Origin of the sequence: Gilliamella sp. App2-1, from assembly GCF_001690255.1 — a bacterium.
Taxonomy (GTDB): Bacteria; Pseudomonadota; Gammaproteobacteria; order Enterobacterales; family Orbaceae; genus Gilliamella; species Gilliamella apicola_G.
Map to the genome: position 1 here is coordinate 1 of NZ_LZGR01000011.1, position 26,667 is coordinate 26,667.

Below are 26,667 nucleotides of genomic sequence, written 5' to 3' on the forward strand. Positions count from 1 at the left end.
GGCCGAATTATATTATAACAAGGTTGAAAGAGAGGATAATGCCCAAGCCTATGCAGAGCGCAATGTAATTTAGGTCAGATTTACCAAATTGATAAAAGAGATATTGAGACGGCCGAATTATATTATAACAAGGTTGAAAGAGAGGATAATGCCCAAGCCTATGCCAGAGCGCAATTTCATTTAGGTCAAATTTACGAAAATGATAAAAACGATATTGAGAAGGCCGAATTATATTATAACAAGGTTGAAAGAGTGGATGATGCCCAAGCCTATGCCAGAGCGCAATTTCATTTAGGTCAGATTTACCAAATTGATAAAAACGATATTGAGACGGCCGAATTATATTATAACAAGGTTGAAAGAGAGGATGATGCCGAAGCCTATGCTCAAGCGCAATTATTTTTAGGTGTGATTTACCAAGATAAAAAAAATGGACATGAAAAGGCTTATGAAGCTTTTTCACAATGCTGTACTAGTAATAATCCTCTTATTTTTAATGTAGCTAATCGTTTATTGGGTGATTACGTCTATTTTCATAAAATACCTACTAATTCAAAAGCAGAATCAGCTAAAACTTATTATCAAAAGGTGAATTATATAAATAAATTATTTGACACTTTTGTGATGGCACAAATTATGTTAGCTGCCCCCAATATTGAAGAAAACGATTTATTTCAAACTAGAGAGGAACGAGATAAGTTAGTTATCAAGCCTATTTGTCAAATAAGAAAATTGACAGAGGAAATTCAACAGGAATTGCTTGTTACTTTTGAATTAGACGAGTCAGAAAGCGAACAAGGACAACAATTTGAACGACAGGTTGCACACTATACTAAACCCAGAGTGTTATTTAACCTTTTGAAAAATGAGTCCAGTAATTTCCGTTTAAATGTTGTCGATTTTATGAATGACCCAACCGAAAACCAACTACTTAGCAATTGGTTAGGTATGAACAACGATCCCAGTAGTGAAATAAAAAGTTTTTTAACTAGTTTTACCTTTAACCACAACTGTTTAAATCAATTTCGTTTATATGGCAATGAAAACAATATTATTGGTTCAGGTGTTAGTCTGGTGTTTAATCAATCTTTTTTTGGCAATAATGTTGAAAGTAGCATCAATCCTGATAGTGTCGCTCTTTTAAGTTATGATACAAAAGCGAAAGTAGCCAAAAGCGATTCTGAAGAGAATAAAGATGATGGAGACTCTAACAATATATGTTTTTTAGAGCCTTTACCTTTATTCCGTTGTCTTTATTTTGATCCCAATAGTGAATATATTAGTATTGCAAAACGTAATAAATTTTCTTTTTACTTGGAACACCAAGGTAGACCAGCTAAGACGATCGATGATGAATGGAATAATTATATAAACTTATTGGATGAAAAAAACAAAATAGCAAAAATTCGAGATAATTTAAATAATATAAGGAACATCATTAAAGGTTTAAAAGAAAAAGAGGAGTTGAAAGCACTTAGCAATCTCGATCAATTAATCAATTTAGCCATAATGCCCATTTCTTGCTTAATTAAACATGCGGCGTTTGAAGACGAAGATGAATGCCGAATGATTTATATTACCCATATTGCTGATGAAAAAATTCAAGCACCGATTGCGTATGGTGATGCCAATAGTTTGTTTGTGAATTATGGTCAAAAAGTAGAAGATTATCTTGATAAGATCTATTTAGGGCCACAGTGCCAACCTCATCATAAATTGTGGATCACAAACCATGTTAGGAGACCGAAATCAAAATTAAGACTTAAGCCCATTAAAATTGTGCAATCGGAAATGCCATTGCGTTAATTTTGGTAAAAGGGCGCATTTATTTTTTGTTGCGTCCTTTAAAAAAATCACTATCACTTATCCATACCAATTTTATTACTGTGCACAAAATATTCACTTGACATCGCATCATTGAACTAGTTTAATAGTACATAATTTGTGTTAAGCATATAAAAAATAATGAAACGACAATACCTTCTAACTCACATTCGTCAAATCACTGTTTTTTGTTGGTGCACATTATTTTTGGCGGGTGATGTTATGACGTATTGTCTTTTCTTATAAAACCCGCTTAGTGCGGGTTTTTTGTTTCCAGCAGGTCAAAGAATCGGTATGAATAAAAATTAAATATAGATAGAGAGCCAACAATGAACAAGCCAACATTAACGCAGCTAACCAAGACTATCGGGTATTATCAAGATCCGACTCAGGTGTTTTATCAATTATGTGATAGCAAACCGGCAACGTTGTTGCTTGAATCAGCCGAAATTGATAATAAGCAGGGAATTAAAAGTGTCATGATTGTTGATAGTGCGTTACGCATTTCGGCAATAAATAATGAAGTCACGTTTACGGCATTGACCGCAAATGGTGAAAAGCTATTCCCTTTATTGCAACAGGCTTTTTTAGACAAGCCAGTGAATGTACAAGTGGATGAACAAATACTTAAATTGGTTTTTCCGGCTATTGATAACCTGCAAGATGAAGATTCCCGATTAAAGTCACTCTCAATCTTTGACGCATTACGCACATTGTTAACTATTGTGAATATTCCTAAGCAATGCGGTCAAGATGCGGTTTTTGTTGGCGGGTTATTTTGTTATGACCTTGTTGCTGGTTTTGAAAATCTGCCTATTTTATCTTCTGATCAGCGGTGCCAAGATTTCTGTTTTTATTTGGCTGAAACATTATTAGAAATAAATCATCAAGATCATGTGTCAATTTTAAAAGCAACAGCCTTTACATCAGACAAGCTAGAAGTTGAACGCTTGGCACTAAGATTAGCCGAACTAGAAGCAACTTTAAATCAACCTATGAAAACTATCCAAACGCAGTCGCTAGTAAATATCAAGGTTACTTGTAATAAAAGTGATGATGATTTCAATACGATTGTCAAAAAGATGCAAGATGCGATTCAGCAGGGAGAAATTTTCCAAGCGGTACCGTCAAGGCGTTTTTCGTTACCTTGCCCTAATCCGTTATCGGCTTATCAGGTATTAAAAAACAATAATCCAAGTCCTTATATGTTTTATATGCAAGATAACGATTTTATATTATTTGGCGCATCGCCTGAAAGTGCACTTAAATACACTAAAGCAACTAATCAAGTTGAAATCTACCCTATTGCAGGCACCCGTCCACGTGGAATAACCGTCAATGGCGAGATTGATTTTGATTTAGATAGTCGCTTAGAGCTTGAAATGCGTACCGATAAAAAAGAATTGGCTGAGCACTTAATGTTAGTGGATTTAGCGCGTAACGATTTAGCTCGCATTTGTAAATCCGGTACTCGCTACACCAAAGAGTTATTAAAAGTGGATCGTTACTCGTTTGTGATGCATTTGGTTTCGCGTGTGGTGGGGCAGTTACGAAGTGATTTAGATGCGCTGCATGCTTATCAAGCCACTATGAATATGGGCACATTAACTGGCGCACCCAAGATTCGTGCGATGCAATTAATTGCCGAATCAGAAAAAGTTAAACGGGGTAGCTATGGTGGCGCGGTTGGTTATTTTACCGCAAATGGTGATTTGGATACCTGTATTGTCATTCGTAGTGCTTATGTTGAAGATGGCATAGCAACAGTACAAGCAGGAGGGGGAGTGGTGTTAGATTCTGATCCACAATCCGAATCCGATGAATCACGCAATAAAGCACGTGCCGTAGTTAGAGCCATCATGGCAGCACATAATGTAGAGGGTGTATTTTAATGGCTAATATCTTATTTATCGATAATATTGATTCCTTTACTTACAATTTGGTTGATCAATTACGTAATAGCAAGCATTGTGTGACTATTTATCGAAATACCATTCCTGTTGATGTAATTATTGAAAAACTGTCACAAATGCAAAATCCTATTTTAATGTTATCGCCCGGTCCTGGCGCACCGAGCGAGGCTGGCTGCATGCCTGAATTGCTCAAACGCTTAAAAGGTAAAATACCTATTATTGGTATCTGCCTTGGTCATCAAGCCATTGTTGAATCCTATGGTGGAACAATTGTACCCGCCGGCGATATTTTGCATGGTAAAGCCTCGCTAATTGAACATGATGAACAAGCGATGTTTAAAGGATTACCGAATCCGCTACCGGTTGCGCGTTATCACTCTTTAAAAGGCGAAAACATCCCGAAAACACTCACTATTAATGCGCTTTGCAATAATATTGTCATGGCAGTGCGTAATGATGAAGATCGCGTTTGTGGGTTTCAATTTCATCCCGAATCAATTCTAACCATTCAAGGGGTAAAACTATTAGAGCAAACAATTGCATGGGCACTGAATCCACCAGACAAAAAAGCAAAACCAAAACAAGATGCTATTGTTGACAAGCAAGAGTACAATATTCAGCCGATTCTTAATAAATTATATTTAGGGCAAGTGCTCACACAAGCAGAAAGTAACATACTGTTTAATTTAATTATTCAAGGTAAGATTGAACCAACAGTATTGGCTACCGCAATTATTAGTATGAAAGTTCGAGGTGAAAAACCGGATGAGATTGCTGGTGCTGCTCAAGCTTTACTTGAAAATGCTGACGCTTTTGACATTCCCGATTATGATTTTACCGATATTGTTGGCACCGGTGGCGATGGCACCAATAGCATTAATATCTCAACTGCCAGCGCCTTTGTGGCTGCAGCATTGGGTTATAAAGTGGCCAAACATGGTAATCGTGGTGTATCGAGTAAGTCAGGTTCTTCGGATGTGCTTTCTGCGTTAGGCATTAAATTAAATATGTCGGCACAAGCTTCTCGTCAAGCATTAGATGAGCTTGGCGTGTGTTTTTTGTTTGCGCAGCAATATCATTCAGGCTTCCGTCATGCGGCGTCAGTTCGTCAGCAGTTAAAAACACGCACTATTTTTAATGTCCTTGGACCGTTGATTAATCCATCTCGGCCTAAACGTATTTTGCTTGGCGTGTATCATCTAGATTTAATCAAGCCGATTGCCGAAACATTACAAATGCTTAACTATCAACATGCTTATGTGGTGCATGGTGCAGGCATGGATGAAGTCGCCATTCATGGCAAAACTCACGTTGCTGAAGTGAAAAATGGCGGAATCCGTTATTTTACGCTTACACCGGACGATTTTGGGTTACCAACATTTAGCTTAAAAGATATTGAAGGCGGTACACCTGAGCAGAATCGTGATATGTTAATTGCTATTTTACAAGGTCACGGAAAGCCAGCACACGAATCAGCAATTGCCGCAAATGTGGCAATGTTAATGAGCTTGTTTGGCGAATCAAATTTAAAACAAAATGCACAAAGGGCAATAACCATGATGCGCAGTGGTAAAGCTTATGCGCTATTACAACAATTAGCAGCAAGATAACAAATGGAGAACAACATGGCAATTGCAGCCTTAGCAAAAAATGTTGAAATGGCAACAGTATTAAAAAAGATCATTGAAGATAAACAAATTTGGTTAACTGAGCAGCAGGCAGCAAAGCCACTTGCAATGTTCAAATCAGTAATAACACCCAGTGATCGCAATTTTTATCAAGCGCTAAATCAACCCGAAACTGTCTTTATTTTAGAGTGTAAAAAAGCATCACCGTCAAAAGGATTAATTCGTGATGACTTTAATCCCTCTAGTATTGCTAAGGTTTATAAAGATTATGCTTCGGCTATTTCGGTGCTGACTGACGAAAAATATTTTCAAGGTCATTTTGAATTTTTGCCAATTGTTCGCAATGAAGTGTCGCAACCGGTACTTTGTAAGGATTTTATTATCGATGAGTATCAGATCTATTTAGCGCGTTATTATCAAGCAGACGCAGTACTATTAATGCTATCTATTTTGACGGATGATGAATATCGTCATCTAAGCAACATTGCTCATCAGCTCAATATGGGCATATTGACAGAAGCTAGTACTGAAAGCGAAGTTGAAAGAGCCATCCAATTGGGTGCAAAAGTAATCGGTATTAATAATCGTAACTTAAGGGATCTGACGGTTGATCTAAATCGAGTAAAAGCCTTATCTAAGTCAATTCCTGCCGATCGCATTATTATTAGTGAGTCAGGTATTTATACTCACAATCAGGTTAAAGATCTCAGTCATTATGCTAACGGATTTTTAATTGGTAGTGCGTTAATGTCAGAACCCAATTTGACGTTGGCAATTCGTAAAGTAATGTTAGGTGAAAATAAAGTTTGTGGTTTAACACGTACTGAAGATGCAATCAATGCTTATCAAGCCGGTGCTGTCTATGGTGGTTTGATTTTTGTGACAAATTCAGTACGTTATATTCAGCCAATTAAAGCACGCTCAGTGATTGCCTCAGCACCGCTGAATTGGGTTGGTGTTTTTCGAAATGAAGACATTGAAACCGTATGCCAAATAGCAAAACAGTTATCTTTATATGCCGTCCAACTGCATGGTGATGAAGATGAAAACTATATCGAAACATTGCGACAAGGATTACCTAAAACTTGCCAAATTTGGAAAGCATTAAGTATTGGAGGCATCATTCCCAAACATGATAACCCATTAGTTTCACGTTACCTATTTGATAATGGGGCTGGTGGCACGGGCGAATGTTTTGATTGGACAATGCTTGTTGATCACAATTTAAATAATGTCATTTTAGCTGGTGGTATTAATCCACAGAATATAAAGGCAGCTTTAGCGATGGGTGTGGTGGGGGTTGATCTTAATTCAGGGGTTGAAGTTTCACCAGGCATTAAAGATAAACAAAAAATCCAAGCTGCATTTGAACAAATTTAATTTTTAATTTAAAAAAGGAATGGTAATGTCTAAATTAAATCCTTACTTTGGCGAATTTGGTGGGCAATATGTTCCCCAAATATTAATGCCGGTACTTGAGCAACTCGAGGACGCCTTTATTTCGGCTATCAACGATCCTAACTTTCAAAAAGAATTTAACGATTTATTAGTTAACTATGCAGGCAGACCAACCGCATTAACTTTATGCAAAAATCTCACCGCTGGCACGAAAACCAAGCTTTATTTAAAACGGGAAGATTTGGTACATGGCGGTGCACATAAAACGAACCAAGTTTTAGGACAAGCCTTACTTGCAAAAAGAATGGGGAAAACCGAAATTATTGCTGAAACAGGTGCAGGGCAACATGGAGTAGCATCAGCTTTAGCGTGTGCATTACTGGGTTTAAAATGCCGAATTTATATGGGTGCGAAAGATGTTAAACGCCAAGCACCGAATGTGTTTAGAATGCGACTCATGGGGGCAACGGTAATCCCAGTTGAAACAGGATCTGCAACCTTAAAAGATGCCTGTAACGAAGCATTGCGCGATTGGTCTGGAAGTTATGAAAAAGCCCATTATATGCTTGGTACGGCTGCGGGTCCGCACCCTTTTCCAACCATTGTGCGTGAATTTCAGCAAATGATCAGTCGTGAGGCAAAACAGCAAATTCTTGCAAAAGAAGGGCGCTTGCCAGATGCGGTGATTGCTTGTGTTGGCGGTGGTTCAAATGCTATTGGTATGTTTGCTAATTTCATTGACGATAAATCGGTCAGATTAATAGGTGTTGAGCCCGGTGGTCATGGTATCGAATCCGGTGAACATGGCGCTTCGCTTAAACATGGTAAATTGGGGATTTATTTTGGTATGAAATCGCCAATGATGCAAACAGATGAAGGGCAAATTGAAGAATCATATTCGATATCAGCAGGACTTGACTTCCCATCGGTTGGGCCACAGCATGCGTATTTAGATAGTATTGGTCGCGCTAATTATGTGTCAATTACTGATGATGAAGCGCTTGATGCCTTTAAGGCCTTATCGCGGCATGAGGGCATTATCCCTGCGCTAGAATCATCACATGCATTAGCCTATGCCATGAAAATGATTAAAGAAAATCCCAATAAAGAACAGTTATTAATCGTTAATCTATCGGGTCGTGGCGATAAAGATATCTTCACTGTTTATGATATTTTAAAAGCAAAAGGAGAAATCGAATGAACCGTTATCAAGAACTGTTTGCCACATTAACAGCCGAAAAACGCGGCGCTTTTGTTCCTTTTGTACCGGTTGGCGATCCAACACCAGAACAGTCGTTTAAAATCATCCAAACTTTGATTGAGTCGGGCGCCGATGCGTTAGAGTTAGGCATTCCATTTTCAGACCCGATGGCCGATGGTCCAACCATCCAAAATGCCAATATTCGTGCATTCAAAGGTGGAATAACCGTTGAAAAGTGTTTTGAGATTCTAACTAATGTGAGAGCGCAATATGCTAATATCCCAATAGGATTACTTATTTATGCTAATTTAGTTTTCAATAAAGGTATCGACAATTTTTATGCTAAGTGCACCAAAGCGGGAGTTGATTCGGTATTGATTGCCGATTTACCTGTTGAATATGCAAAAGAATTTACAGTTGCAGCAGAAAAATACAATATAGCGCCAATTTTTATTTGTCCACCTAATGCTGATGATGAAGTCATTAGAAATATTGCTAAGCATGGTAAAGGTTATACCTATTTGGTCTCACGTGCAGGTGTTACTGGTGCTGAAAATCGCGCTAATAAACCACTTACGCATTTGTTAAAAAAATTAATTGAGTTTGGAGCGCCTCCGGCTCTACAAGGATTTGGTATTTCCGAGCCAACTCAAGTTAGCGAAGCGATTAAATCAGGTGCGGCTGGAGCGATTAGCGGATCAGCAACGGTTAAAATTATTGAGAAAAACCTTGATAATCCTGAGCAAATGATTAACCAATTAGCCAATTTTGTCCAAATAATGAAAAAGGCAACTAGCAAGTAATTGATGGCAAAAAGTAATGGGCGCAATAATCGACTTGAAAAACGAATTATTGTGCCAATATTAGTTAATTAGTTATGCTTAATTTAATTGGTATACGCTTTAAAATTAACTTGATTTGCAGTTGCATTTTATTGAAAATGCCGTATAATTCTCATCCATCTATCGCGGGGTGGAGCAGCTTGGTAGCTCGTCGGGCTCATAACCCGAAGGTCGTTGGTTCAAATCCAGCCCCCGCAACCACTTAAATTTTCATTCATAAATCAATCTATCCTGTTATTGTTTGAAAGTTCGAATGAAGTGGCTTCATTATAGTTAGTTTTTAAATGTAAGCCTCGCATGTCGAGGTTTTTTTTCGTGTTGTTATTTAAGCGTAAGTTTAAAAGAAATGTTGGGCTATATGCCCTTTTTTATTTTCTGCAGTGGAGGTTTGTTTGGCTAATATAGAACAGCAATTGACCGATATCATTCAAGAGCCAGTGAATGCACTAGGTTTTGAGTTAGTTGGCGTTGAATATATTCGTGGCCGTTATCCTGTGTTACGAGTTTATATTGATAGTGAAAATGGTATAACTGTTGATGATTGTGCTGATGTTAGTCGACAAATTAGCACGGTGCTTGATGTTGAAGACCCTATCAAAGATGCTTACAATCTTGAAGTTTCATCGCCGGGTATGGATAGACCTTTGTTTACGCTTGAACATTATCAGCGCTTTGTTGGTGAAGAAGTCACAGTGAGTCTACGTATTCCTGTTGCCAACCGCCGCAAATGGAAAGGACGGATTAAGTCTATCGATAGTGAAATGATTACATTAACGGTAGATGATAATGATGAAGTGTTTGCTTTTAGCAATATTCAAAAAGCAAACATTGTACCTAATTTTAACCTTAAATAGAGTGCGGATATAAAGGATGAATAAAGAAATTTTAGCTGTTGTTGAAGCGGTATCAAACGAAAAAGCGCTTACGCGCGATAAAATTTTCGAAGCGTTAGAAACCGCATTAGCAACGGCCACTAAAAAGAAACATGCTGTTGATATTGATGTTGTAGTAAAAATTGACCACAAAACTGGTGATTATGACACATTCCGCCGTTGGCATGTTGTTAACGAAGTTTCTCAACCAACGAAAGAAATAACAATAGATGCAGCACAATACGAAGACTCATCAGTACAACTTGGCGATTATATTGAAGAACAAATTGAATCTGTTGCTTTTGACCGTATTACTACGCAAACGGCAAAACAAGTAATTGTGCAAAAAGTGCGCGAAGCTGAACGTGCAATGGTGATTGACATGTTTAGAAATCGTATTGGTGATATTGTGACAGGTATTGTCAAAAAAACTAATCGCGATAGCGTAATTCTTGACTTAGGCAACAATGCTGATGCAATGATGTCACGCCATGATATGCTCCCGCGTGAAAACTTCCGCATTGGCGACCGCGTCCGTGGTATTTTATATCTTGTAGAACAAAATAATAAACCAGCACAACTTTGTATCAGCCGTTCAAATCCTGAAATGATGGAAGAGTTGTTCCGTATTGAAGTGCCCGAAATTGGCGAAGAAATGATCGACATCAAAGGTGTGGCTCGCGATCCGGGGTCGCGTGCTAAAATTGCAGTTAGCAGTAATGACCGTCGTATTGATCCTGTTGGTGCATGTGTTGGTATGCGAGGTGCGCGTGTACAAGCTGTATCGAATGAATTTGGTGGTGAACGTATTGATATTGTTTTATGGGATGATAACCCTGCACAATATGTAATTAATGCTATGGCACCAGCCGATGTCGTTTCCATCGTTGTTGATGAAGATAAACATACTATGGATGTTGCAGTCAATGCCGAAACCTTACCACAAGCTATTGGTCGAAATGGTCAAAATATCCGTTTAGCTTCTCAGCTTACTGGTTGGACATTAAATGTGATGAGCACTGAAGATTTGCAAGAAAAACACCATGCAGAATCTTTTGCTGCAATCAATAATTTAATTAAACATCTTGATATTGACGAAGGACTTGCACACCTATTAGTTGAAGAAGGATTTACCTCACTTGAGGAACTTGCCTATGTGCCAGTTGACGAATTGCTTGAAATCGAAGAGCTTGATGAAGAACTCGTTGAAACATTAAGAAATCGAGCAAAAGATGCATTAACAACAATTGCACTAGCAAATAGTGGCGATAAACAACCTGCTCAAGATTTACTTGAACTGCCAGGTATGACACAAGAGTTAGCCTATCAATTAGTACAACATGACATCATTACTTTGGAAGATTTAGCTGAACAAGGTACCGATGATCTAGCCGATATTGAAGGAATAACAAGCGAACAAGCTGGCGATTTTATTATGGCTGCACGTAATATTTGTTGGTTTGCAGATGAATAATTGAGGGAAAGTAATACATGACCAAAGTATCAATAGAAACACTGGCTCAAGAGATAAATACTCCAGTGCAAACACTTTTGCAACAGTTTGCTGATGCAGGTATAAAGAAATCTGCATCTGATACTGTTACACAAAAGGAAAAAGAAGTTTTGCTTGCTCACTTGAATCCTCAGCAAGGCCCAACAAAGTTAACGTTGCAACGTAAAAAGCACTCAACCTTGAATGTGTCGAGCGGTGGTGGTAAAAGCAAAGAAATTAAAGTGGAAGTCCGTAAAAAGCGAACTTTTGTTAAACGTGTTCCTGCTGACATTGCTGCAGAACAAGAAAAAGCACGCCTAGAAGCTGAACAAAAAGCTAAGCAAGAAGCCGAATTAAAAGCACGTAAAGAAGCTGAAGAACAAGAAAAGAAAGCCGCACAAGAGGCAAAAAAACGTGCTCAAGAGGAAAAAGAGAAAGCGGCTCAAGAACAATCAATCGATCCAAAAGTGAAAAAAGCGCAAGAAGAAAAAGCACGTTTAGAAGTTGAGGCGAATGAAATTAAACGTAAAGCTGAAGAAGAAAGTCGCCGCAAATTAGAAGAAGATGCTAAGCGTATGGCTGAAGAAGCGCGTAAATTAGCGGAACAATATAATGAAGTTGATGATAGCGATCATATAGAAGATGAAGATTATCATGTGACAACCTCTAAATACGCAAGAGCAGCAGAAGATGATACCGATCGTGAAGTTGAAAGTGCTCGAGGGCGAGGCCGTAATGCCAAACAAACCAAGCAGAAAAAAAGCAGTAAATTATCTGAAGGTAAAGCAGAACGTGAAGAAGCACGCGCAGTGACGCGTAGTGGTCATAAAAAGAAGGGTAAAAGTACTTTACAACAAAGCTTTACAAAACCTGCTCAAGCAGTTAACCGTGATGTGGTTATTGGTGAAACAATCACCGTTGCCGAACTGGCTAATAAAATGGCGGTAAAAGGCTCTGAAGTGATTAAAACTATGATGAAAATGGGTGCAATGGCAACCATTAATCAGGTTATCGATCAAGAAACAGCACAATTAGTTGCTGAAGAGATGGGACATAAAGTTGTACTTCGCCGTGAAAATGAGCTTGAAGAATCTCTTATGAGCGATCGTGATACTGGTGCTGAAAAAGTTTCTCGTGCACCTGTAGTCACTATTATGGGACACGTTGACCATGGTAAAACCTCATTACTTGACTATATTCGTAAAGCAAAAGTGGCTTCTGGTGAAGCAGGTGGAATTACACAACATATCGGTGCTTATCATGTGAAGACTCCAAATGGAGAAATTACTTTCTTAGATACCCCTGGTCATGCAGCATTTACTTCTATGCGTGCACGTGGTGCTAAAGCAACGGATATTGTAGTACTTGTTGTTGCAGCGGATGATGGCGTGATGCCACAAACCATTGAAGCGATTCAACATGCTAAAGCGGCAAATGTGCCAATGGTGGTTGCAGTAAACAAAATTGATAAACCCGAAGCAGATCCTGAGCGCGTAAAAGGTGAACTTGCGCAATATGGCGTAATGTCAGAAGACTGGGGCGGTGATACTCAGTTTGTGCATGTTTCAGCAAAAGCAGGAACAGGCGTTGATCAACTTCTTGAAGCGATCTTATTACAAGCTGAAGTACTTGAATTAACTGCATACGAAACAGGTATGGCAAGTGGTGTTGTGATTGAATCATTCCTTGATAAAGGCCGTGGTTCTGTTGCAACGGTACTAGTTCAATCAGGAACTTTACGTAAAGGCGATATCGTTCTTTGTGGATTTGAATACGGACGAATTCGAGCAATGCGTAATGAATTAGGTAAAGAAGTGACTGAAGCGGGTCCATCAATACCGGTTGAGATCCTTGGCTTGTCTGGCGTGCCATCAGCAGGTGACGAAGCCACCGTTGTGCGTGATGAAAAGAAAGCACGTGAAGTTGCCCTTTATCGACAAGGTAAATTCCGTGATGTGAAACTAGCACGTCAACAAAAAGCGAAACTTGAAAACATGTTTACCAATATGACAGAAGGCGATGTTTCTGAGCTTAATATTGTATTAAAAGCAGATGTTCAAGGTTCTACTGAAGCGATCTCTGATTCATTACTTAAACTATCAACTGATGAAGTTAAAGTTAAAATTATCGGTTCAGGTGTGGGTGGTATCACTGAAACCGATGCATCACTGGCTGCAGCATCAAATGCGATTATTTTAGGCTTTAATGTTCGTGCCGATGCGTCAGCGCGTAAAGTAATTGAATCAGAAAACTTAGATCTTCGTTACTATTCAGTAATTTATGATCTGATTGACGAAGTTAAACAAGCCATGAGCGGTATGCTTGCACCAGAATACAAACAAGAAATTATTGGTCTTGCTGAAGTGCGTGATGTATTTAAATCACCTAAATTTGGTGCAATTGCCGGTTGTATGGTAACCGAAGGTGTGGTTAAACGTCACAACCCAATTCGTGTTCTACGTGATAACGTGGTTATCTATGAAGGTGAACTCGAATCATTACGTCGCTTTAAAGATGATGTTAACGAAGTGCGTAACGGAACCGAATGTGGTATTGGTGTGCGTAACTACAACGATGTTCGTGTTGGCGATACGATTGAAGTCTTTGAAACTATCGAAATCAAACGTACGATCTAATTACAACGTATTAATGTTATAAGCAAGGTTTTAGCCTTGCTTATTCATTTTTTAAGGGAAATAGATATGGCAAAAGCATTTAATCGTTCATCTCGAGTTGGGCATGAATTACAAAAAGAAATTGCAATTATCTTACAACGAGAAATCAAAGATCCTCGTCTTGGCATGGTCACTGTTTCGGGTGTTGATATCTCGCGCGATCTTGCCTATGCTAAAGTGTTTGTCACTTTTTTAAATGATGATGATCCTCAAGTGATTGAACAAGGTTTAGCGGTACTTAATGACGCTAAAGGTTATATTCGCACGTTAATTGGCAAAGCGATGCGTTTGCGAATCATTCCTGAGATCAAATTCTTTTACGATGAGTCACTCGTTAAAGGTATGCAAATGTCAAGTTTGGTGGCAGATGTTATCAAGCATGATAACGAACGTCATAAAGATTAATATTAAAAAATAGCCCTGAAGTTTGTCAAAAAGTTTCAGGTAGCTATGCGTTTCAGTATAAAATAAATGATGAATATAAAAAGAACTCGCCGTGATCTTCACGGCGTTTTGTTACTAGACAAACCACAAGGCATGACATCCAATGATGCGCTGCAAAAAGTGAAATGGCTATTTAATGCTAAAAAAGCCGGGCACACAGGGGCACTTGATCCATTAGCAACAGGTATGCTGCCTATCTGTTTTGGTGAAGCAACCAAATTTTCACAGTATTTATTGGATTCAGACAAACGTTATCGAGTGATCGCCAAACTTGGTGAACGAACAGATACCTCTGATGCTGATGGTCAAATTATTTGTACCAAAACTGTGAAAGTGAACGAATCGCAAATTAACCAAGCTTTAACGCATTTTCGAGGTAATATTTTACAGGTGCCAACCATGTTTTCGGCTTTAAAATATCAAGGTAAACCACTTTACGAATATGCTCGCCAAGGTATTGTCATTGAACGTGAAGCTAGACCTATTACCGTTTACGAAAATCAATTTATCCAATTTGATGCCATAAAAAACGAATTAACGCTAGAAATACACTGCTCTAAAGGCACCTATATTCGCACTATCATTGATGATTTAGGTGAATTACTGGATTGTGGAGCGCATATAATTTATTTAAGACGATTACAAGTATCTAATTATCCAATTGATAAAATGGTTACCTTAGATTCATTACAAAATAGGTCTGAAAAAGATGAACTGTTAATGCCTGTTGATAGCCCGTTACAAGATCGCCCAAAAATCACGCTGACTAATGCACAAGGTAAAGATATATTGTTAGGCCGAACCATTGAACTTGAAAATTCCACACATGCTGAAACCTTGGTGCGAATTTATCAAGGTCAGCAATTTATTGGTGCTGGTGTGATGCAAAATAACAAGTTATTACCAAAACGCTTAATATCAACCTCGTAATTAATTAGGTATTTTTGTTAAATGCTAAATTTAATTTTAATAGCAATTAAAAAGCTAACAATAAGTTAAATTTAGCTAATTAATAAAATATCGGCTCAGTTTTAATAAATGTACAGTGCTTAATAGATTTTGATGTGCCTTTAATAATATCACACAGTATAGTTGCTGACATTTGCCCCATGTTAAACAATGGTTTATTAATCCGGCATAATCTATCTAATTCATTGTGTTTAAGTTCTTTTGATGCGCTAAAATACGAAATAGTAAGCGGTTTAGTCAGTTTAGGTTTACTTTCATTAGCTTGATGCAATGCTCCCAAAACCATGCTATCAGGTGATTGATTGTATTGCTTTTTATAATGATTTTCATCTAAATAATTTAAGCTAAAATTATCGGCGCAAATCACCGCAGTGGGTAATTTTGTGCCGTTTATTAATTTTTTAATAGCTGACGTAGCATGTTGATAAGTAAAACAGCCTTGAATAATATATCGAGGTTCGATACGAATATTTGCCCGTAACAAAGCTTGCTTATAACCTTGTAATAAAAGTACTGAATTCATCGCTTTGTCATCATTGAGCAAAATAGCAATTTGAGTATGATAATTATCAATCAAATATTGTGTTAGTTGATACCCAATGAATAAATGGTCAAAGTGAACACAAACAAAATCAAGTGAAAAGTGATTAACTAATACAATTGGTGGTAATGTATTTTTATAAGAAATTAGTGTTTTTAAGTAGGGAGCATCATTAATAATGATAATCCCATCAAAAGCGTTTTGAGCAACATAACGAATAATATGGTGAATATCACTTTTTTTATTATAAGGGAACTGCAGATAAAACAGTTGATACTGTTCTTCTTTTAAAACTTGTTCTAAACCAATATTGATTAAGCTTTTTGAAAACAGTTGATTATCAATAATTAATATTTTCTTACTGTTATGTGTTGGTTGATAAGGAGTGAAGTTTTTTGATGTGTCCATATTTAACGCTTCAATCGCTTGATAAACACGTAACTGAGTTTGAGGCGATGTCAAATGTGGTTTTTTTAATACTCGAGAAACTGAAGCAATAGAAATATTAGCTTTTTTGGCAATCGTTGATAGGGTAATTTTTGTCATAATCACGAATAAAAGTGAATTAAAGTGACTTATTACTTTACCGATATTAGGTTAATTTGTAAGAGATTGAATTTTGTTTTGTCGATCTGTGTTCCAAAATATTCATTACAGATATTTAAAGAAACTAAAATGGATATGCTTTATCAAAAATATGACATAAGTAATATAACTATGTTATATAGTGCAAAAAATATATTTGAATAAAAGAATAATTATTAAAAATTTAGGTAAAGCTTAATGTCTTATTCTATTAACAAAAAAGATAGCATCAAGCCATACTAAAATAAGAGGGATAAAAGGAATTTGATATGAAACTGAAATTTTTATTGGTTGCAATTTTATTTATGTTTAGTTATTGTGCCTGGGGGCAATTACTTGATATCAACCCTAAATATCGTGGTGAATCATTTTTTATGAGTGTTGATATGCATCAATTGCAACAAGATTGCGCTAGAAACGAAGATGAATATCATCAACTCGATAAAAAAGAAAAACTAAAATATGCTAGCCGTTGCCCACTCAATAATTTGAAATTTGATTTTAAACAGTTAGATAAATTAATCGATGATGATCCTATTGTCTATAATGGTAATGATTTTCAACTAAAATTGAGCATTAGCCCAATTAATTCTAAGAATAAAAACGAGGAAGATTTACCTCATTCAGGGCGAGAGATTACGTTATCTTTAATCCGTAAAAATCAGGTAATTGATGAGCTTTTTTTAGCAAATCACTCTTTTTCTAATAATCCTACTCTTTGGAATGGCTATCAGCATTACTATATTGCACCAAGTGGGGATATTTACACATTATTGTCAATAAAATCAGAACCGATTGAGGATGAGTCTGGAACGTTTCCTACATTATGGAAGCATTACAATATTGACACAAGTAATATGAAATTTGGGCTTAAAGAGATGCAAATCAATATGCCAGAAGCAACTTATCAAATTATCTATCCTAACCAATTTAATACTAAATTTCACGAAGGTGCTGTTGAGTATGGTTTAACATTAGAAGAGTCAATTGTACTTTTTGATCAATCATCTAAGGATGACTCTTCCGATTATAGTCTCGCTTCTAGAGTTTATCATTACTATCAAGATCAGCTAAAAGGAAAAGTAAAGCAGCTTGATAATAAAAAACAACAGCAAGATTCATTGCTGGCATTGGAACAAAATATAAATACAGCGTGTTTAATTACACCAGCGCCGATTTATGAAAGTGATATTGAACCTTATTTAGACAAAGTTTTGACTTGCTTAATTGATCAACATCGGCAGGCAATCAAACATGTGGAAGATGAGTTAGCTAATTAGTATTATTTGGCAATCATTATAATAAGTGAGTATAAATTTTATTAGTAAAAGATAATTTGTTATTGGTGAAGACTAAAAAATCATCTTATTTGTTTGAATAGTCAAATAACCTATGAAAATGTAAACTGCTTAGTTCATTTCCGAGTATTATTAAAAGCTCAGTATCAACAATGCCTTCTTGATGATGGCTTATCCTTTTAATGTTCATACTTTCAGTCAAATAAAAACTATTCATCTAATGCTATCGTCATGTATCTTTTTCCGCTATCTTTGACAATAAAGTGATATAATTACCGCTAAATTTTTTATTGGGTTTATAAATATGTCTGCATGGAATATTGCTATTGTGGGGGCGACAGGCCAAGTTGGCTCTGCGCTAGTTGAGTTGCTACAGCAACGTAGTTTACAAGACAGTAGTCTGAAAATTGAAAATCTCTATCTCGTGGGTAGCGATAATAGTGCTGGCGAAATTGTTCGCTTTGCTGGCAAAAATTTAACAGTGATTGACAGTACACAAATGGACTGGAGCGAGTGCCACTTTGCTTTTTTTGTTGCTGATGCTAAAACCAGTGAAAAGTATGCGCAAGTCGCAGCAGAATCGGGGTGTGTAGTGATTGATGCAAGTGGTTATTTTGCTCAGCAAGATCATATTCCATTAGTGGTACCTAAAGTTAATAATAGTGTATTGACCGAATACCGTAATGAAAACATTATCGCCGTTGCTAGTGCCACAGTGTGTCAGTTGTTGCGTTGTGTTGCTTCGTTAACTGATATGGAATTATTAACAAATTTACATGCGACTAGTTTTATCCCAGCATCATTGTATGGCAAATCTGGCGTGAATGAACTGGCAGGGCAAAGTGCCCGCTTGTTAAATGGTATGCCGGTTGATAATCAACTATTTGATAAGCAATTAGCTTTTAATTTATTACCGGTATCACACGAACATCACAATGTAATACTTGGAGAAAAATCCCAAGTTGATCAAATCCGTAAAGTATTGAGTAATTATGAACTTCCTGTTTCTATTGAGTCAGTGATTGTGCCCGTGTTTTATGGCGTGTCACAAGCTATTAATGTATCAAGTAGTTTGCCAATTGAATTAAATATGGCACGCTTTGGTGAATTTGGTGTTGAAGTGCAAGGCGATAATTTGCCAACGCCAGTGACCGAAGTCAGTACCGAATCAGAACACAATTTGGTTATAAAGTTGGCAAATCTAAGACACAGTTATGGTCATTATGAACAAATTCAATTTTGGTCAGTAGCCGATAATATTCGTTATTTAGGGGCGTTGATGTTAATTGAGACGCTTGAGATCCTCATTAATGACTATATATAAAATTGCCCTTGGTATTGAATATGATGGCAGTGGTTATTTTGGCTGGCAACGCCAGCAGTCTGTCGATTCTATCCAAGAAAGGCTAGAATCTGCGTTATCCATTATTGCTAATGAGCCAATCAACGTATTTTGTGCGGGTCGAACCGATGCTGGCGTGCATGCGACAGGACAAGTTGTGCATTTTGAAACCCAAGCTGAGCGCTCACCGAGTGCTTGGACAATGGGGGTTAATTCGCATTTACCGGATAATATTGCAGTGCGCTGGTCGCAAATAGTTGAGGATAGTTTTCATGCAAGGTTTAGTGCGACAGCTCGACGTTACCGTTATGTGATCTATAATCATCGCTATCGTCCAGCTATTTTAGCTAAAGGGGTGTCACATTATTATTTGCCATTAAACGAAATATTAATGCACCAAGCTGCGCAGTATTTATTAGGTGAAAACGACTTTTCATCATTTCGAGCAGCTCAATGCCAATCAAGAACGCCTTGGCGCAATATTCATCACATTGAAGTGACAAGGCAAGGTACATATATTATTGTTGATATTAAAGCTAATGCATTTGTGCACCATATGGTACGCAATATTGTGGGGAGTTTACTTGAAGTTGGTGCGGGTAATCAGCGTCCAGAGTGGATTTATGAACTTCTGCAAGCTAAGGACAGAACGCAAGCCGCCGCAACAGCAAAACCGGAAGGATTATATTTAGTTCAGGTGGATTATCCATCCGAATACCAAATACCCGATCCGAGTTTAGGTCCATTATTTTTAAAATAAGCAACGTAGCTTAGCAATAAATTCAATTTAGAACAAAAGATGAATGTAATGAATACTGATCGAACAAGCACAAACAAAGATTATAAAAATCAAGATACGAAAAAATCAAATCTGCACAATATCAAGCTTCCACCGCACTCGATCGAAGCTGAACAAGCGGTGCTGGGTAGCTTGATGCTTGATAATCAACGTTGGGATGCGGTATCTGAAATGATCACTGAGCGGGATTTTTACTCGCGTCATCATCAATTGATTTTTTCTGAAATGCATACCTTGGTCAGCAAAGGGACACCAATTGATTTAATTACCCTTTCAGAAAGTCTTGAAAGTAAAGATCTATTAGCCGATGTAGGTGGTTTTGCTTATTTGGCGGAGCTTTCTAAAAACACCCCAAGTGCGATTAATGTTGTTGCTTATAGCGATATTATTCGCCAACAAGCGATTTTGCGCGAATTAATCAGCGCATCAAATGATATTGCTGATAACTGTTATGCTACCGAAGGGCGCGATAGTACCGAAATATTAGACTTGGCGGAAAGTAAAATCTTCCAAATTGCTGAAAGCCGGACTAAACAAGGTGAGGGTCCAAAAAGTATTACCGAAGTGTTAGAAGCAACGGTAGCTAAGATTGAAGAATTGTTCCAACGCCCGCATGATGGTGTGACAGGGGTTTCAACTGGTTACATTGATTTAGATAAAAAGACGGCTGGTTTACAGCGTTCTGATTTAATTATTATTGCAGCAAGGCCATCAATGGGTAAAACCACATTTGCCATGAATTTGTGTGAAAATGCTGCCCTAGAGCAAGAAAAGCCAGTATTAATATTTAGCTTAGAAATGCCATCAGAACAAATTATGATGCGTATGTTAGCGTCACTTTCGCGTGTTGACCAAACCCGAATTAGAACAGGGCAACTACAAGACGATGATTGGGCAAGAATTTCAAGCACTATGGGCTTATTGCTGGAAAAGAAAAATATTTATATTGATGACTCATCTGGTCTAACGCCAATGGAGTTGCGTTCAAGAGCCAGACGTATTTATCGTGAGCATAAAGGGTTAAGTATGATTATGGTCGATTACTTACAATTAATGCGTGTGCCGAATATCTCTGAAAATCGTACCCTAGAGATTGCCGAAATATCGCGCTCATTAAAAGCCTTGGCGAAAGAGTTACAAATTCCTGTTGTTGCACTTTCACAGCTTAACCGTAGCTTAGAGCAACGTGCTGATAAAAGACCGGTTAACTCAGATTTACGTGAATCGGGATCTATTGAACAAGATGCTGATGTGATTATGTTTATCTATCGTGACGAGGTGTATAACGAAGCATCTGAACATAAAGGTATTGCCGAAATCATTTTAGGAAAACAACGAAACGGTCCCATTGGTAAAGTACGATTAAAATTCCAAGGTCAGTTTTCACGTTTTGATAATTATGCAGATAACAGTAAATATCTGGATGATGAGTAAAAATTAAACGTAATAAGCATCAATAGCAGCGTAAATAGGGTTACAACTCTATTTACGCTGTTTTTTTATCGCCATTAAAAAGCAGTTTTAAAAATGGTTTCAATAGTGGTAGTTAAAAAAATCACTTTAACGGTGCATTTTTTTGTGAGCAACAAACTGATAAGTCTGGGCAAATAAAAAAAGAGTTGCTTGTAAAATAACGATACAAGCGCTGGTTGACGCATCTCCATAGTAACTTATCAAGGTGCCCATCACCGTTGAAAATGTCGAAACCAATACGGCAATCACTAGCATCCATTCAAAGCGTTTACTTAACGAAAAAGCAGTGATGCCCGGTGCTATCAACATCGCAATAACTAAAATCATTCCAGCGACTTTTAATGATCCTACAATAGTTAAAGCCAGAACACTCAACAAACCATAATGTAGTAGCTTAACGGGCAGTCCTACAACTTTAGCCTGCACTGGATCGAAGCAATAGAGCATCAGATCACGGCGTTTAATAATAATTAAAAGCGACACAATTACAGCAATAAAGATGATCTGTTTAAGCTCGTCATAACTGGTGCCAAGCACACTACCAAATAGAATATGATTTAAATGTTGCGACGTATCCACCTTAGAAAATAATACTAAACCAAAAGCAAACATCCCTGAAAACACAATCCCCATGACCGTATCTTCTTTGATGCGACTATTTTCTTTAATATAACCTGTTGCAACCGAGCAAAATAGACCTGAAGCAAAAGCACCAATGATAATAGGGATACCTGCTACATATGCTAGCACAATGCCAGGTAAAACCGCATGCGAAATCGCATCCCCCATTAACGACCAGCCTTTTAATACTAAAAAACAAGATAGTAGGGCACACACAATACCGGTTGCTAACGAAGCGAAAATTGCGCGCTGAATAAGAGGAAGAGTAAGCGGATAATAGATATATTCCCAAAACTCTGTCATACCTGCCTCCTTTTATTTAAACGGCTTTGGCGTATCCTAAGGCGATTTACAATTAACCCCCGCTGTGGAGCAAATAAGAATGCTGCAATAAATATTAGCGTTTGCAACGTCACAATAACGCCACCGGTTTCACCATTTAGAAAGTAACTGATCCAAGCGCCAATAGCACTTGTTATAGCACCAATTAGAACCGAAATAATCAATAAGTGCGAAAATCGATTAGTCAATAAGTAAGCGGTTGCACCAGGTGTAACAACCATAGCAATCACTAAAATGGCGCCAACAGTTTGTAGTGCTGCAACAGTGCAGGCGCTTAAAATGGTAAAAAATAGGATTTTTAACGGTAGTGGTTTTAAACCAATGGATCGGGCATGGGTTTCATCAAAAAAAACCACTAACAAATCTTTCCAAAAAAAGAAAAGTAATATAAATGACACCAAAATAATGATTTGCACTTGCCACATATCACTATCATCAATCCCTAGAATATTACCAAATATAATGGTTTGCGCATTGATTGATGTTGGATTGAGCGAAATAATTAACAAACCGACAGCAAAAAAGGTTGAAAAGATAAAACCGATAATGGCGTCTGCTTTTAATCGTGTAAAGGCTCGCACGAGCGTAATTGCTAGTGCAGCAAGTAATCCAGTAAAAAAAGCACCAACAGAATAAGGCAACCCCAACGCATAAGCCCCTGCAACTCCTGGCACCACAGAATGCGAAAGCGCATCGCCCATCAGTGACCAACCTTTTAACATTAAAAAAGCCGATAAAAAAGCACAGGCAGCACCCACAATACTACTTACCCAAATTGCTTTTAACATAAAACCGTAGGTGAATGGTTCAAGTAACAGTTCCATTTATTATTACCCTTTTGGTTCATTATCGTGAGGGTCAACCAGCAAATCTCGATGGGGTGAATCATGCTTACCTTCCCCATAAAAAATTGCAGCACGTTCATCGTCGGTTAAGATCGATACTTTACGAGGATCTTCATCATCGTGCAATTGTTCGCCCGACAAACTCAGGTAACGCAGGGCACCACCAAAGGTAGTCATTAAATTTTGTGGTGTAAAGGTTGTTTTAGTTGGACCAAAGGCCAAAACAGTTTGATTAATTAATACCACGTGATCGCAAAATTCGGGCACACTACCTAAGTTATGAGTTGAAACTAAAATCAAATGGCCTTCTTTACGCAGATCTTTCAACAGATCAATAATGGCATTTTCAGTTTTAACATCAACTCCGGTAAAGGGTTCATCTAACAACAGCATTTTACCTTGCTGAGCTAACGCTCGAGCTAAAAATACCCGTTTTTTTTGCCCACCTGACAGCTCACCAATTTGACGATGTTTAAAATCGAGCATATTAACGCGCTCAAGGGCAAGATCGACCTGTTTTTTATCTTCTTTACTTGGAATACGCAAAAAGGACATATGTCCATATCGCCCCATCATGACCACATCTGACACGAGCACAGGAAAATCCCAATCGACTTCTTCGGTTTGTGGCACATAGGCAATGATATTTTGTTTTAAGGTCTGCTTAACTGACATATCATTAAATGTGACATGGCCACGAGTTGGACGAACCATCCCCATAATACTCTTAAATAATGTCGATTTACCGCTACCATTAACGCCGACTAACGCGCAGATAGTGCCGCCATTTAAGCGAAAGCTAGCATCATAAATTGCGGTATGACCATTATTATAAGTCACGGTGATATCATCAACATTCAAGCAAATTTGAGTCATTATTTTTCAAATCCTTTAGCGATAGTTTCAACGGTCACTTTTAGAAGATCAATATAAGTGGGTACAGGACCATTTTTAGTTGAAAGCGAATCGACATACAAAACGCCACCATATTTAATATCGGTTTCTTTGCTAACTTGTTTAGCGGGTTTATCTGAAATAGTACTCTCACTAAAAATAACAGGAATATCATTTGCTTTAACTAAGTCAATTAAATGCCTAACTTGTTGAGGGGTACCTTGTTGCTCAGCATTGATAGGCCAAAGGTAAGCTTCTTTGAAATTATAGTCGCGAGCCAAATAGCTAAACGCGCCTTCACTGGTAACTAACCAACGTTTGGCGTCAGGAATTTTAGCTAAACGCTCACGTAATGGCGCATCAAGTGCTTTGATTTTAGCAATATAATCGGCCGCATTTTTATTATAAATCGCCGCATTTTGCGGATCATATTTAACAAACGCCGCGCGGATATTTTCAACATAAGTTAAAGCCAACGTTGGTGACATCCAAGCATGCGGATTTGGGTTTCCTTTATAGCTGCCTTCTTGAATTGGCATCGGCTCAATACCTTCTGTTACGACAATCGAAGGGACATCTTTGACATCTTCAAAAAAACGTTTAAACCAAAGTTCTAAATTAAGACCATTCCATAACACTAAATCGGCGGAAAGCACTTTGGTAATGTCTTTCGGGGTGGGATCGTATTCATGAATTTCTGCACCGGCTTTGGTAATTGACTCAACCTCAGCAGCATCACCAGCGATATTTTGTGCGATATCTTGAATAATCGTAAACGTAGTTACGACTTTGAATTTCTTTTCTGACGCATGAGCAGACTCAAATAGACCAGTCAAAATAATTAACGAAGTTAAAATAACCTTTAATAACATTTTACGATTTTTCAAAAATTTGAACTTCATTAGCGACTCCTTGCGTTTAACTCATAATCAAATGGCAAAATTGAGGGATGGTTTTTAACAAATCAAGCAAATATCTATTTAATTAATTACTTGTAATGGTGAAACTGTATTATCGATTATTTACAACCATAAATACAAACACTAATGAGAATTATTATCATTTGAAAGCAGAAGTCAAATTTTTTTAAATTTCACTACTTCTATTAATTTATTACGTGGTTATGTTGGTATTTCATTGTATATAAAATTAAATTAAATAGTAGTTAATTCCATCTATTTAAATGATAGTTACAGTAGAAAGATAATTTATAGGCTTACAATAATCTACCTTTATTGACAGTAATTAAAGGTATATTATTAAGTGAATTTTTTCGTTCTATCTTATTTTTCTTAAATCAAGTGGAGCATAATATGAAACTGCGTAAAGTCATGATTATCGGCGTGGGTAATGTTGGATCAACAACAGCCTATACTTTGGTTAACCGAGGTATTTGTGAAGAAATTGTACTCGTTGACCTCAATAAAGAGCTAGCCTATGGGCATGCGCAAGATTTATTAGATGCGGCAGCTTATCGGCAAAATATGGTCAAAGTTAGCTTGCGTGAATCGATTGATTGCACTGACATAGATATTGCCATTATCACCGTTACATCAGGCATTGCCCAAAAAAGCCGAGCCGAAGAACTCGCTGGCACATCCAAAATTGTTGCTAGCATTGTACCTAATATGATGAGTAATGGTTTTAAAGGCATCTTCTTAATTGCAACCAACCCTTGCGACGCCATTACATATCAAGTCTGGAAACTATCAGGGCTACCGCGTCACCGCGTAATTGGCACAGGGGTATGGCTTGATACGGTGCGATTACGTCGATTATTGGGCGAAAAAATGGACATCGGCCCACAAAGCATTGACGCCTTTATTGTGGGCGAACATGGTGATTCACAATTTCCGGTTTGGTCTCATTCATCGGTTTATGGTATTAATTTAAATGATTTACAAAAAAACAAAATTGATTTTGAAGAAGTGGGCAGCCAAGCTCGAAAAATGGGCTTTGAAATCGCGAATCGAAAACATTGCACCGAATACGGTATTGCTAGCACTATTACCGAGATTTGCCAACATATATTCAGTAATAGTCACCGTGCATTAGCGCTCACTTGTATTTTAAATGGTGAATATGGTTATAAAGATGTTGCTATTGGTGTTCCAGCAATTTTAGATCAGCATGGAATAAAAAAAGTGATCCAACTTGATTTCACCGATAACGAAAAACAACTTTTTAAAAAGAGCGTTAATATTGTAAAAGAGTATATTGATCAAATTAAATAATCATAATTAAGCATCATTGACTTCAATAAAAAAAGCGCTAAAAATTAGGCGCTTTTTTAGTTTTTATCATAATTTAAAATTTATCCGAAATAGGAGGGATTTAGAGAAATCTTTCTCACTATTATTGGTATCATCCATGATATTTTTTACTTCTAGATCACATTTGTGTAGCTCATACTTTTGTATTTTATCTAATATCATTCTTCAACGCTTGTAGCTAAATATAGATGGCAAAATTGAAAGAGTTTAAGGAGATTGTATAGTCTTTTTCTTGTTTATTTCAATTTAAAAAACAAGAATAAAAAATAAGATTAATATATTAACTTAAAACTTTTTAAGCGATTAAATTTGCTTATTATCGAAATATCCAAATTCCAGTCAATCTTTTTTATCGATGAATTAAAATAAATAAAACAATAAATTAAAAATAATTTA

General features: G+C 37.3%; 21 protein-coding genes, 1 tRNA gene and 1 pseudogene. 18 read left to right on the forward strand and 5 right to left on the reverse strand.

The window, feature by feature from the left end; genetic code table 11:
- Window positions 1-102 precede the first annotated feature (102 nt).
- The 13 genes and pseudogenes from A9G22_RS11730 to truB form a co-directional block, all read left to right on the forward strand.
- Window positions 103-246: pseudogene (locus A9G22_RS11730) on the forward strand (hypothetical protein); the annotation flags it as partial.
- A gap of 6 nt (window positions 247-252) precedes the next feature.
- The gene (locus tag A9G22_RS00760) at window positions 253-1,806 is read left to right on the forward strand and encodes a DUF2971 domain-containing protein (RefSeq protein ID WP_075508141.1); all 1,554 of its coding nucleotides are present in this window, start codon (window positions 253-255) and stop codon (window positions 1,804-1,806) included.
- A gap of 347 nt (window positions 1,807-2,153) precedes the next feature.
- A complete protein-coding gene (locus tag A9G22_RS00765) occupies window positions 2,154-3,716 on the forward strand; it encodes an anthranilate synthase component 1 (protein ID WP_075508142.1) in 1,563 nt (520 codons plus the stop codon).
- Window positions 3,716-5,347, forward strand: a complete 1,632-nt coding sequence (trpD, locus tag A9G22_RS00770; protein ID WP_065586535.1) for a bifunctional anthranilate synthase glutamate amidotransferase component TrpG/anthranilate phosphoribosyltransferase TrpD — start codon at window positions 3,716-3,718, stop codon at window positions 5,345-5,347. Before A9G22_RS00765 ends, trpD begins: the two co-directional genes overlap by 1 nt.
- A 15-nt stretch (window positions 5,348-5,362) precedes the next feature.
- Window positions 5,363-6,745 (forward strand): bifunctional indole-3-glycerol-phosphate synthase TrpC/phosphoribosylanthranilate isomerase TrpF, encoded by a 1,383-nt coding sequence (gene trpCF, locus A9G22_RS00775; RefSeq protein WP_075508143.1) that lies wholly within the window; start codon window positions 5,363-5,365, stop codon window positions 6,743-6,745.
- A gap of 25 nt (window positions 6,746-6,770) precedes the next feature.
- Window positions 6,771-7,964: a tryptophan synthase subunit beta gene (gene trpB / locus A9G22_RS00780; protein ID WP_065586533.1), complete on the forward strand. Its 1,194-nt coding sequence runs from the start codon at window positions 6,771-6,773 to the stop codon at window positions 7,962-7,964.
- Window positions 7,961-8,767, forward strand: a complete 807-nt coding sequence (trpA, locus tag A9G22_RS00785; protein WP_075508144.1) for a tryptophan synthase subunit alpha — start codon at window positions 7,961-7,963, stop codon at window positions 8,765-8,767. The genes trpB and trpA overlap by 4 nt, the downstream gene beginning before the upstream one ends.
- Window positions 8,768-8,930: 163 nt before the next feature.
- Window positions 8,931-9,007: transfer RNA gene (locus A9G22_RS00790), tRNA-Met, on the forward strand.
- 191 nt (window positions 9,008-9,198) lie between these two features.
- Window positions 9,199-9,660: a ribosome maturation factor RimP gene (gene rimP / locus A9G22_RS00795; RefSeq protein WP_065586531.1), complete on the forward strand. Its 462-nt coding sequence runs from the start codon at window positions 9,199-9,201 to the stop codon at window positions 9,658-9,660.
- 16 nt (window positions 9,661-9,676) lie between these two features.
- Window positions 9,677-11,152: a transcription termination factor NusA gene (gene nusA, locus A9G22_RS00800; protein ID WP_065586530.1), complete on the forward strand. Its 1,476-nt coding sequence runs from the start codon at window positions 9,677-9,679 to the stop codon at window positions 11,150-11,152.
- Between the two features lie 17 nt (window positions 11,153-11,169).
- Complete coding sequence (gene infB, locus A9G22_RS00805; protein WP_075508145.1) at window positions 11,170-13,806, forward strand: translation initiation factor IF-2; 2,637 nt, start codon at window positions 11,170-11,172, stop codon at window positions 13,804-13,806.
- A 66-nt stretch (window positions 13,807-13,872) separates the two neighbouring features.
- Entirely contained in the window at window positions 13,873-14,250 is a 378-nt protein-coding gene (gene rbfA, locus A9G22_RS00810; RefSeq protein ID WP_065586528.1) for a 30S ribosome-binding factor RbfA, read from the forward strand.
- Window positions 14,251-14,316: 66 nt separating this feature from the next.
- Window positions 14,317-15,219, forward strand: a complete 903-nt coding sequence (gene truB, locus A9G22_RS00815; RefSeq protein WP_075508146.1) for a tRNA pseudouridine(55) synthase TruB — start codon at window positions 14,317-14,319, stop codon at window positions 15,217-15,219.
- A 79-nt stretch (window positions 15,220-15,298) separates the two neighbouring features.
- Here truB and A9G22_RS00820 read toward each other — a convergent pair whose 3' ends face one another.
- On the reverse strand, window positions 15,299-16,345 hold the full coding sequence (locus tag A9G22_RS00820) for a LacI family DNA-binding transcriptional regulator (protein ID WP_065586526.1): 1,047 nt from the start codon (window positions 16,343-16,345) through the stop codon (window positions 15,299-15,301).
- A gap of 308 nt (window positions 16,346-16,653) precedes the next feature.
- Here A9G22_RS00820 and A9G22_RS00825 point away from each other — a divergent pair, with 308 nt between their 5' ends.
- The 4 genes from A9G22_RS00825 (at window position 16,654) to dnaB (ending at window position 21,257) form a co-directional block, all read left to right on the forward strand.
- Window positions 16,654-17,664, forward strand: a complete 1,011-nt coding sequence (locus A9G22_RS00825; RefSeq protein ID WP_075508147.1) for a hypothetical protein — start codon at window positions 16,654-16,656, stop codon at window positions 17,662-17,664.
- 322 nt (window positions 17,665-17,986) lie between these two features.
- A complete protein-coding gene (locus tag A9G22_RS00830; RefSeq protein ID WP_065586524.1) occupies window positions 17,987-19,006 on the forward strand; it encodes an aspartate-semialdehyde dehydrogenase in 1,020 nt (339 codons plus the stop codon).
- Window positions 18,993-19,784 (forward strand): tRNA pseudouridine(38-40) synthase TruA, encoded by a 792-nt coding sequence (gene truA, locus A9G22_RS00835; protein ID WP_065586523.1) that lies wholly within the window; start codon window positions 18,993-18,995, stop codon window positions 19,782-19,784. The genes A9G22_RS00830 and truA overlap by 14 nt, the downstream gene beginning before the upstream one ends.
- A 48-nt stretch (window positions 19,785-19,832) precedes the next feature.
- Window positions 19,833-21,257: a replicative DNA helicase gene (dnaB, locus tag A9G22_RS00840; RefSeq protein WP_075508148.1), complete on the forward strand. Its 1,425-nt coding sequence runs from the start codon at window positions 19,833-19,835 to the stop codon at window positions 21,255-21,257.
- A 126-nt stretch (window positions 21,258-21,383) separates the two neighbouring features.
- On the opposite strand, the gene A9G22_RS00845 is transcribed toward dnaB, so the two are convergent.
- Genes A9G22_RS00845 through A9G22_RS00860 form a run of 4 tightly spaced genes read right to left on the reverse strand, consistent with a single transcriptional unit; the run spans window position 21,384 to window position 24,900 of the window.
- A complete protein-coding gene (locus A9G22_RS00845) occupies window positions 21,384-22,220 on the reverse strand; it encodes a metal ABC transporter permease (RefSeq protein ID WP_075508149.1) in 837 nt (278 codons plus the stop codon).
- Entirely contained in the window at window positions 22,217-23,083 is an 867-nt protein-coding gene (locus A9G22_RS00850) for a metal ABC transporter permease (protein WP_075508150.1), read from the reverse strand. Before A9G22_RS00850 ends, A9G22_RS00845 begins: the two co-directional genes overlap by 4 nt.
- A 6-nt stretch (window positions 23,084-23,089) precedes the next feature.
- A complete protein-coding gene (locus tag A9G22_RS00855; protein WP_075508151.1) occupies window positions 23,090-23,980 on the reverse strand; it encodes a manganese/iron ABC transporter ATP-binding protein in 891 nt (296 codons plus the stop codon).
- Entirely contained in the window at window positions 23,980-24,900 is a 921-nt protein-coding gene (locus A9G22_RS00860) for a metal ABC transporter substrate-binding protein (RefSeq protein ID WP_081296955.1), read from the reverse strand. The genes A9G22_RS00855 and A9G22_RS00860 overlap by 1 nt, the downstream gene beginning before the upstream one ends.
- 411 nt (window positions 24,901-25,311) lie before the next feature.
- On the opposite strand from A9G22_RS00860, the gene A9G22_RS00865 reads away from it, so the two are divergent.
- A complete protein-coding gene (locus tag A9G22_RS00865; RefSeq protein WP_065586518.1) occupies window positions 25,312-26,232 on the forward strand; it encodes an L-lactate dehydrogenase in 921 nt (306 codons plus the stop codon).
- Window positions 26,233-26,667 lie beyond the last annotated feature (435 nt).

Coding starts and splice junctions, on each gene's coding strand:
- A9G22_RS00765 (WP_075508142.1), top strand. CDS start 2,154: ATGAACAAGCCAACATTAACGCAGCTAACCAAGACTATCGGGTATTAT.
- trpD (WP_065586535.1), top strand. CDS start 3,716: ATGGCTAATATCTTATTTATCGATAATATTGATTCCTTTACTTACAAT.
- trpCF (WP_075508143.1), top strand. CDS start 5,363: ATGGCAATTGCAGCCTTAGCAAAAAATGTTGAAATGGCAACAGTATTA.
- trpB (WP_065586533.1), top strand. CDS start 6,771: ATGTCTAAATTAAATCCTTACTTTGGCGAATTTGGTGGGCAATATGTT.
- trpA (WP_075508144.1), top strand. CDS start 7,961: ATGAACCGTTATCAAGAACTGTTTGCCACATTAACAGCCGAAAAACGC.
- nusA (WP_065586530.1), top strand. CDS start 9,677: ATGAATAAAGAAATTTTAGCTGTTGTTGAAGCGGTATCAAACGAAAAA.
- infB (WP_075508145.1), top strand. CDS start 11,170: ATGACCAAAGTATCAATAGAAACACTGGCTCAAGAGATAAATACTCCA.
- rbfA (WP_065586528.1), top strand. CDS start 13,873: ATGGCAAAAGCATTTAATCGTTCATCTCGAGTTGGGCATGAATTACAA.
- truB (WP_075508146.1), top strand. CDS start 14,317: ATGATGAATATAAAAAGAACTCGCCGTGATCTTCACGGCGTTTTGTTA.
- A9G22_RS00820 (WP_065586526.1), bottom strand. CDS start 16,345: ATGACAAAAATTACCCTATCAACGATTGCCAAAAAAGCTAATATTTCT.
- A9G22_RS00825 (WP_075508147.1), top strand. CDS start 16,654: ATGAAACTGAAATTTTTATTGGTTGCAATTTTATTTATGTTTAGTTAT.
- A9G22_RS00830 (WP_065586524.1), top strand. CDS start 17,987: ATGTCTGCATGGAATATTGCTATTGTGGGGGCGACAGGCCAAGTTGGC.
- truA (WP_065586523.1), top strand. CDS start 18,993: ATGACTATATATAAAATTGCCCTTGGTATTGAATATGATGGCAGTGGT.
- dnaB (WP_075508148.1), top strand. CDS start 19,833: ATGAATACTGATCGAACAAGCACAAACAAAGATTATAAAAATCAAGAT.
- A9G22_RS00845 (WP_075508149.1), bottom strand. CDS start 22,220: ATGACAGAGTTTTGGGAATATATCTATTATCCGCTTACTCTTCCTCTT.
- A9G22_RS00850 (WP_075508150.1), bottom strand. CDS start 23,083: ATGGAACTGTTACTTGAACCATTCACCTACGGTTTTATGTTAAAAGCA.
- A9G22_RS00855 (WP_075508151.1), bottom strand. CDS start 23,980: ATGACTCAAATTTGCTTGAATGTTGATGATATCACCGTGACTTATAAT.
- A9G22_RS00860 (WP_081296955.1), bottom strand. CDS start 24,900: ATGAAGTTCAAATTTTTGAAAAATCGTAAAATGTTATTAAAGGTTATT.
- A9G22_RS00865 (WP_065586518.1), top strand. CDS start 25,312: ATGAAACTGCGTAAAGTCATGATTATCGGCGTGGGTAATGTTGGATCA.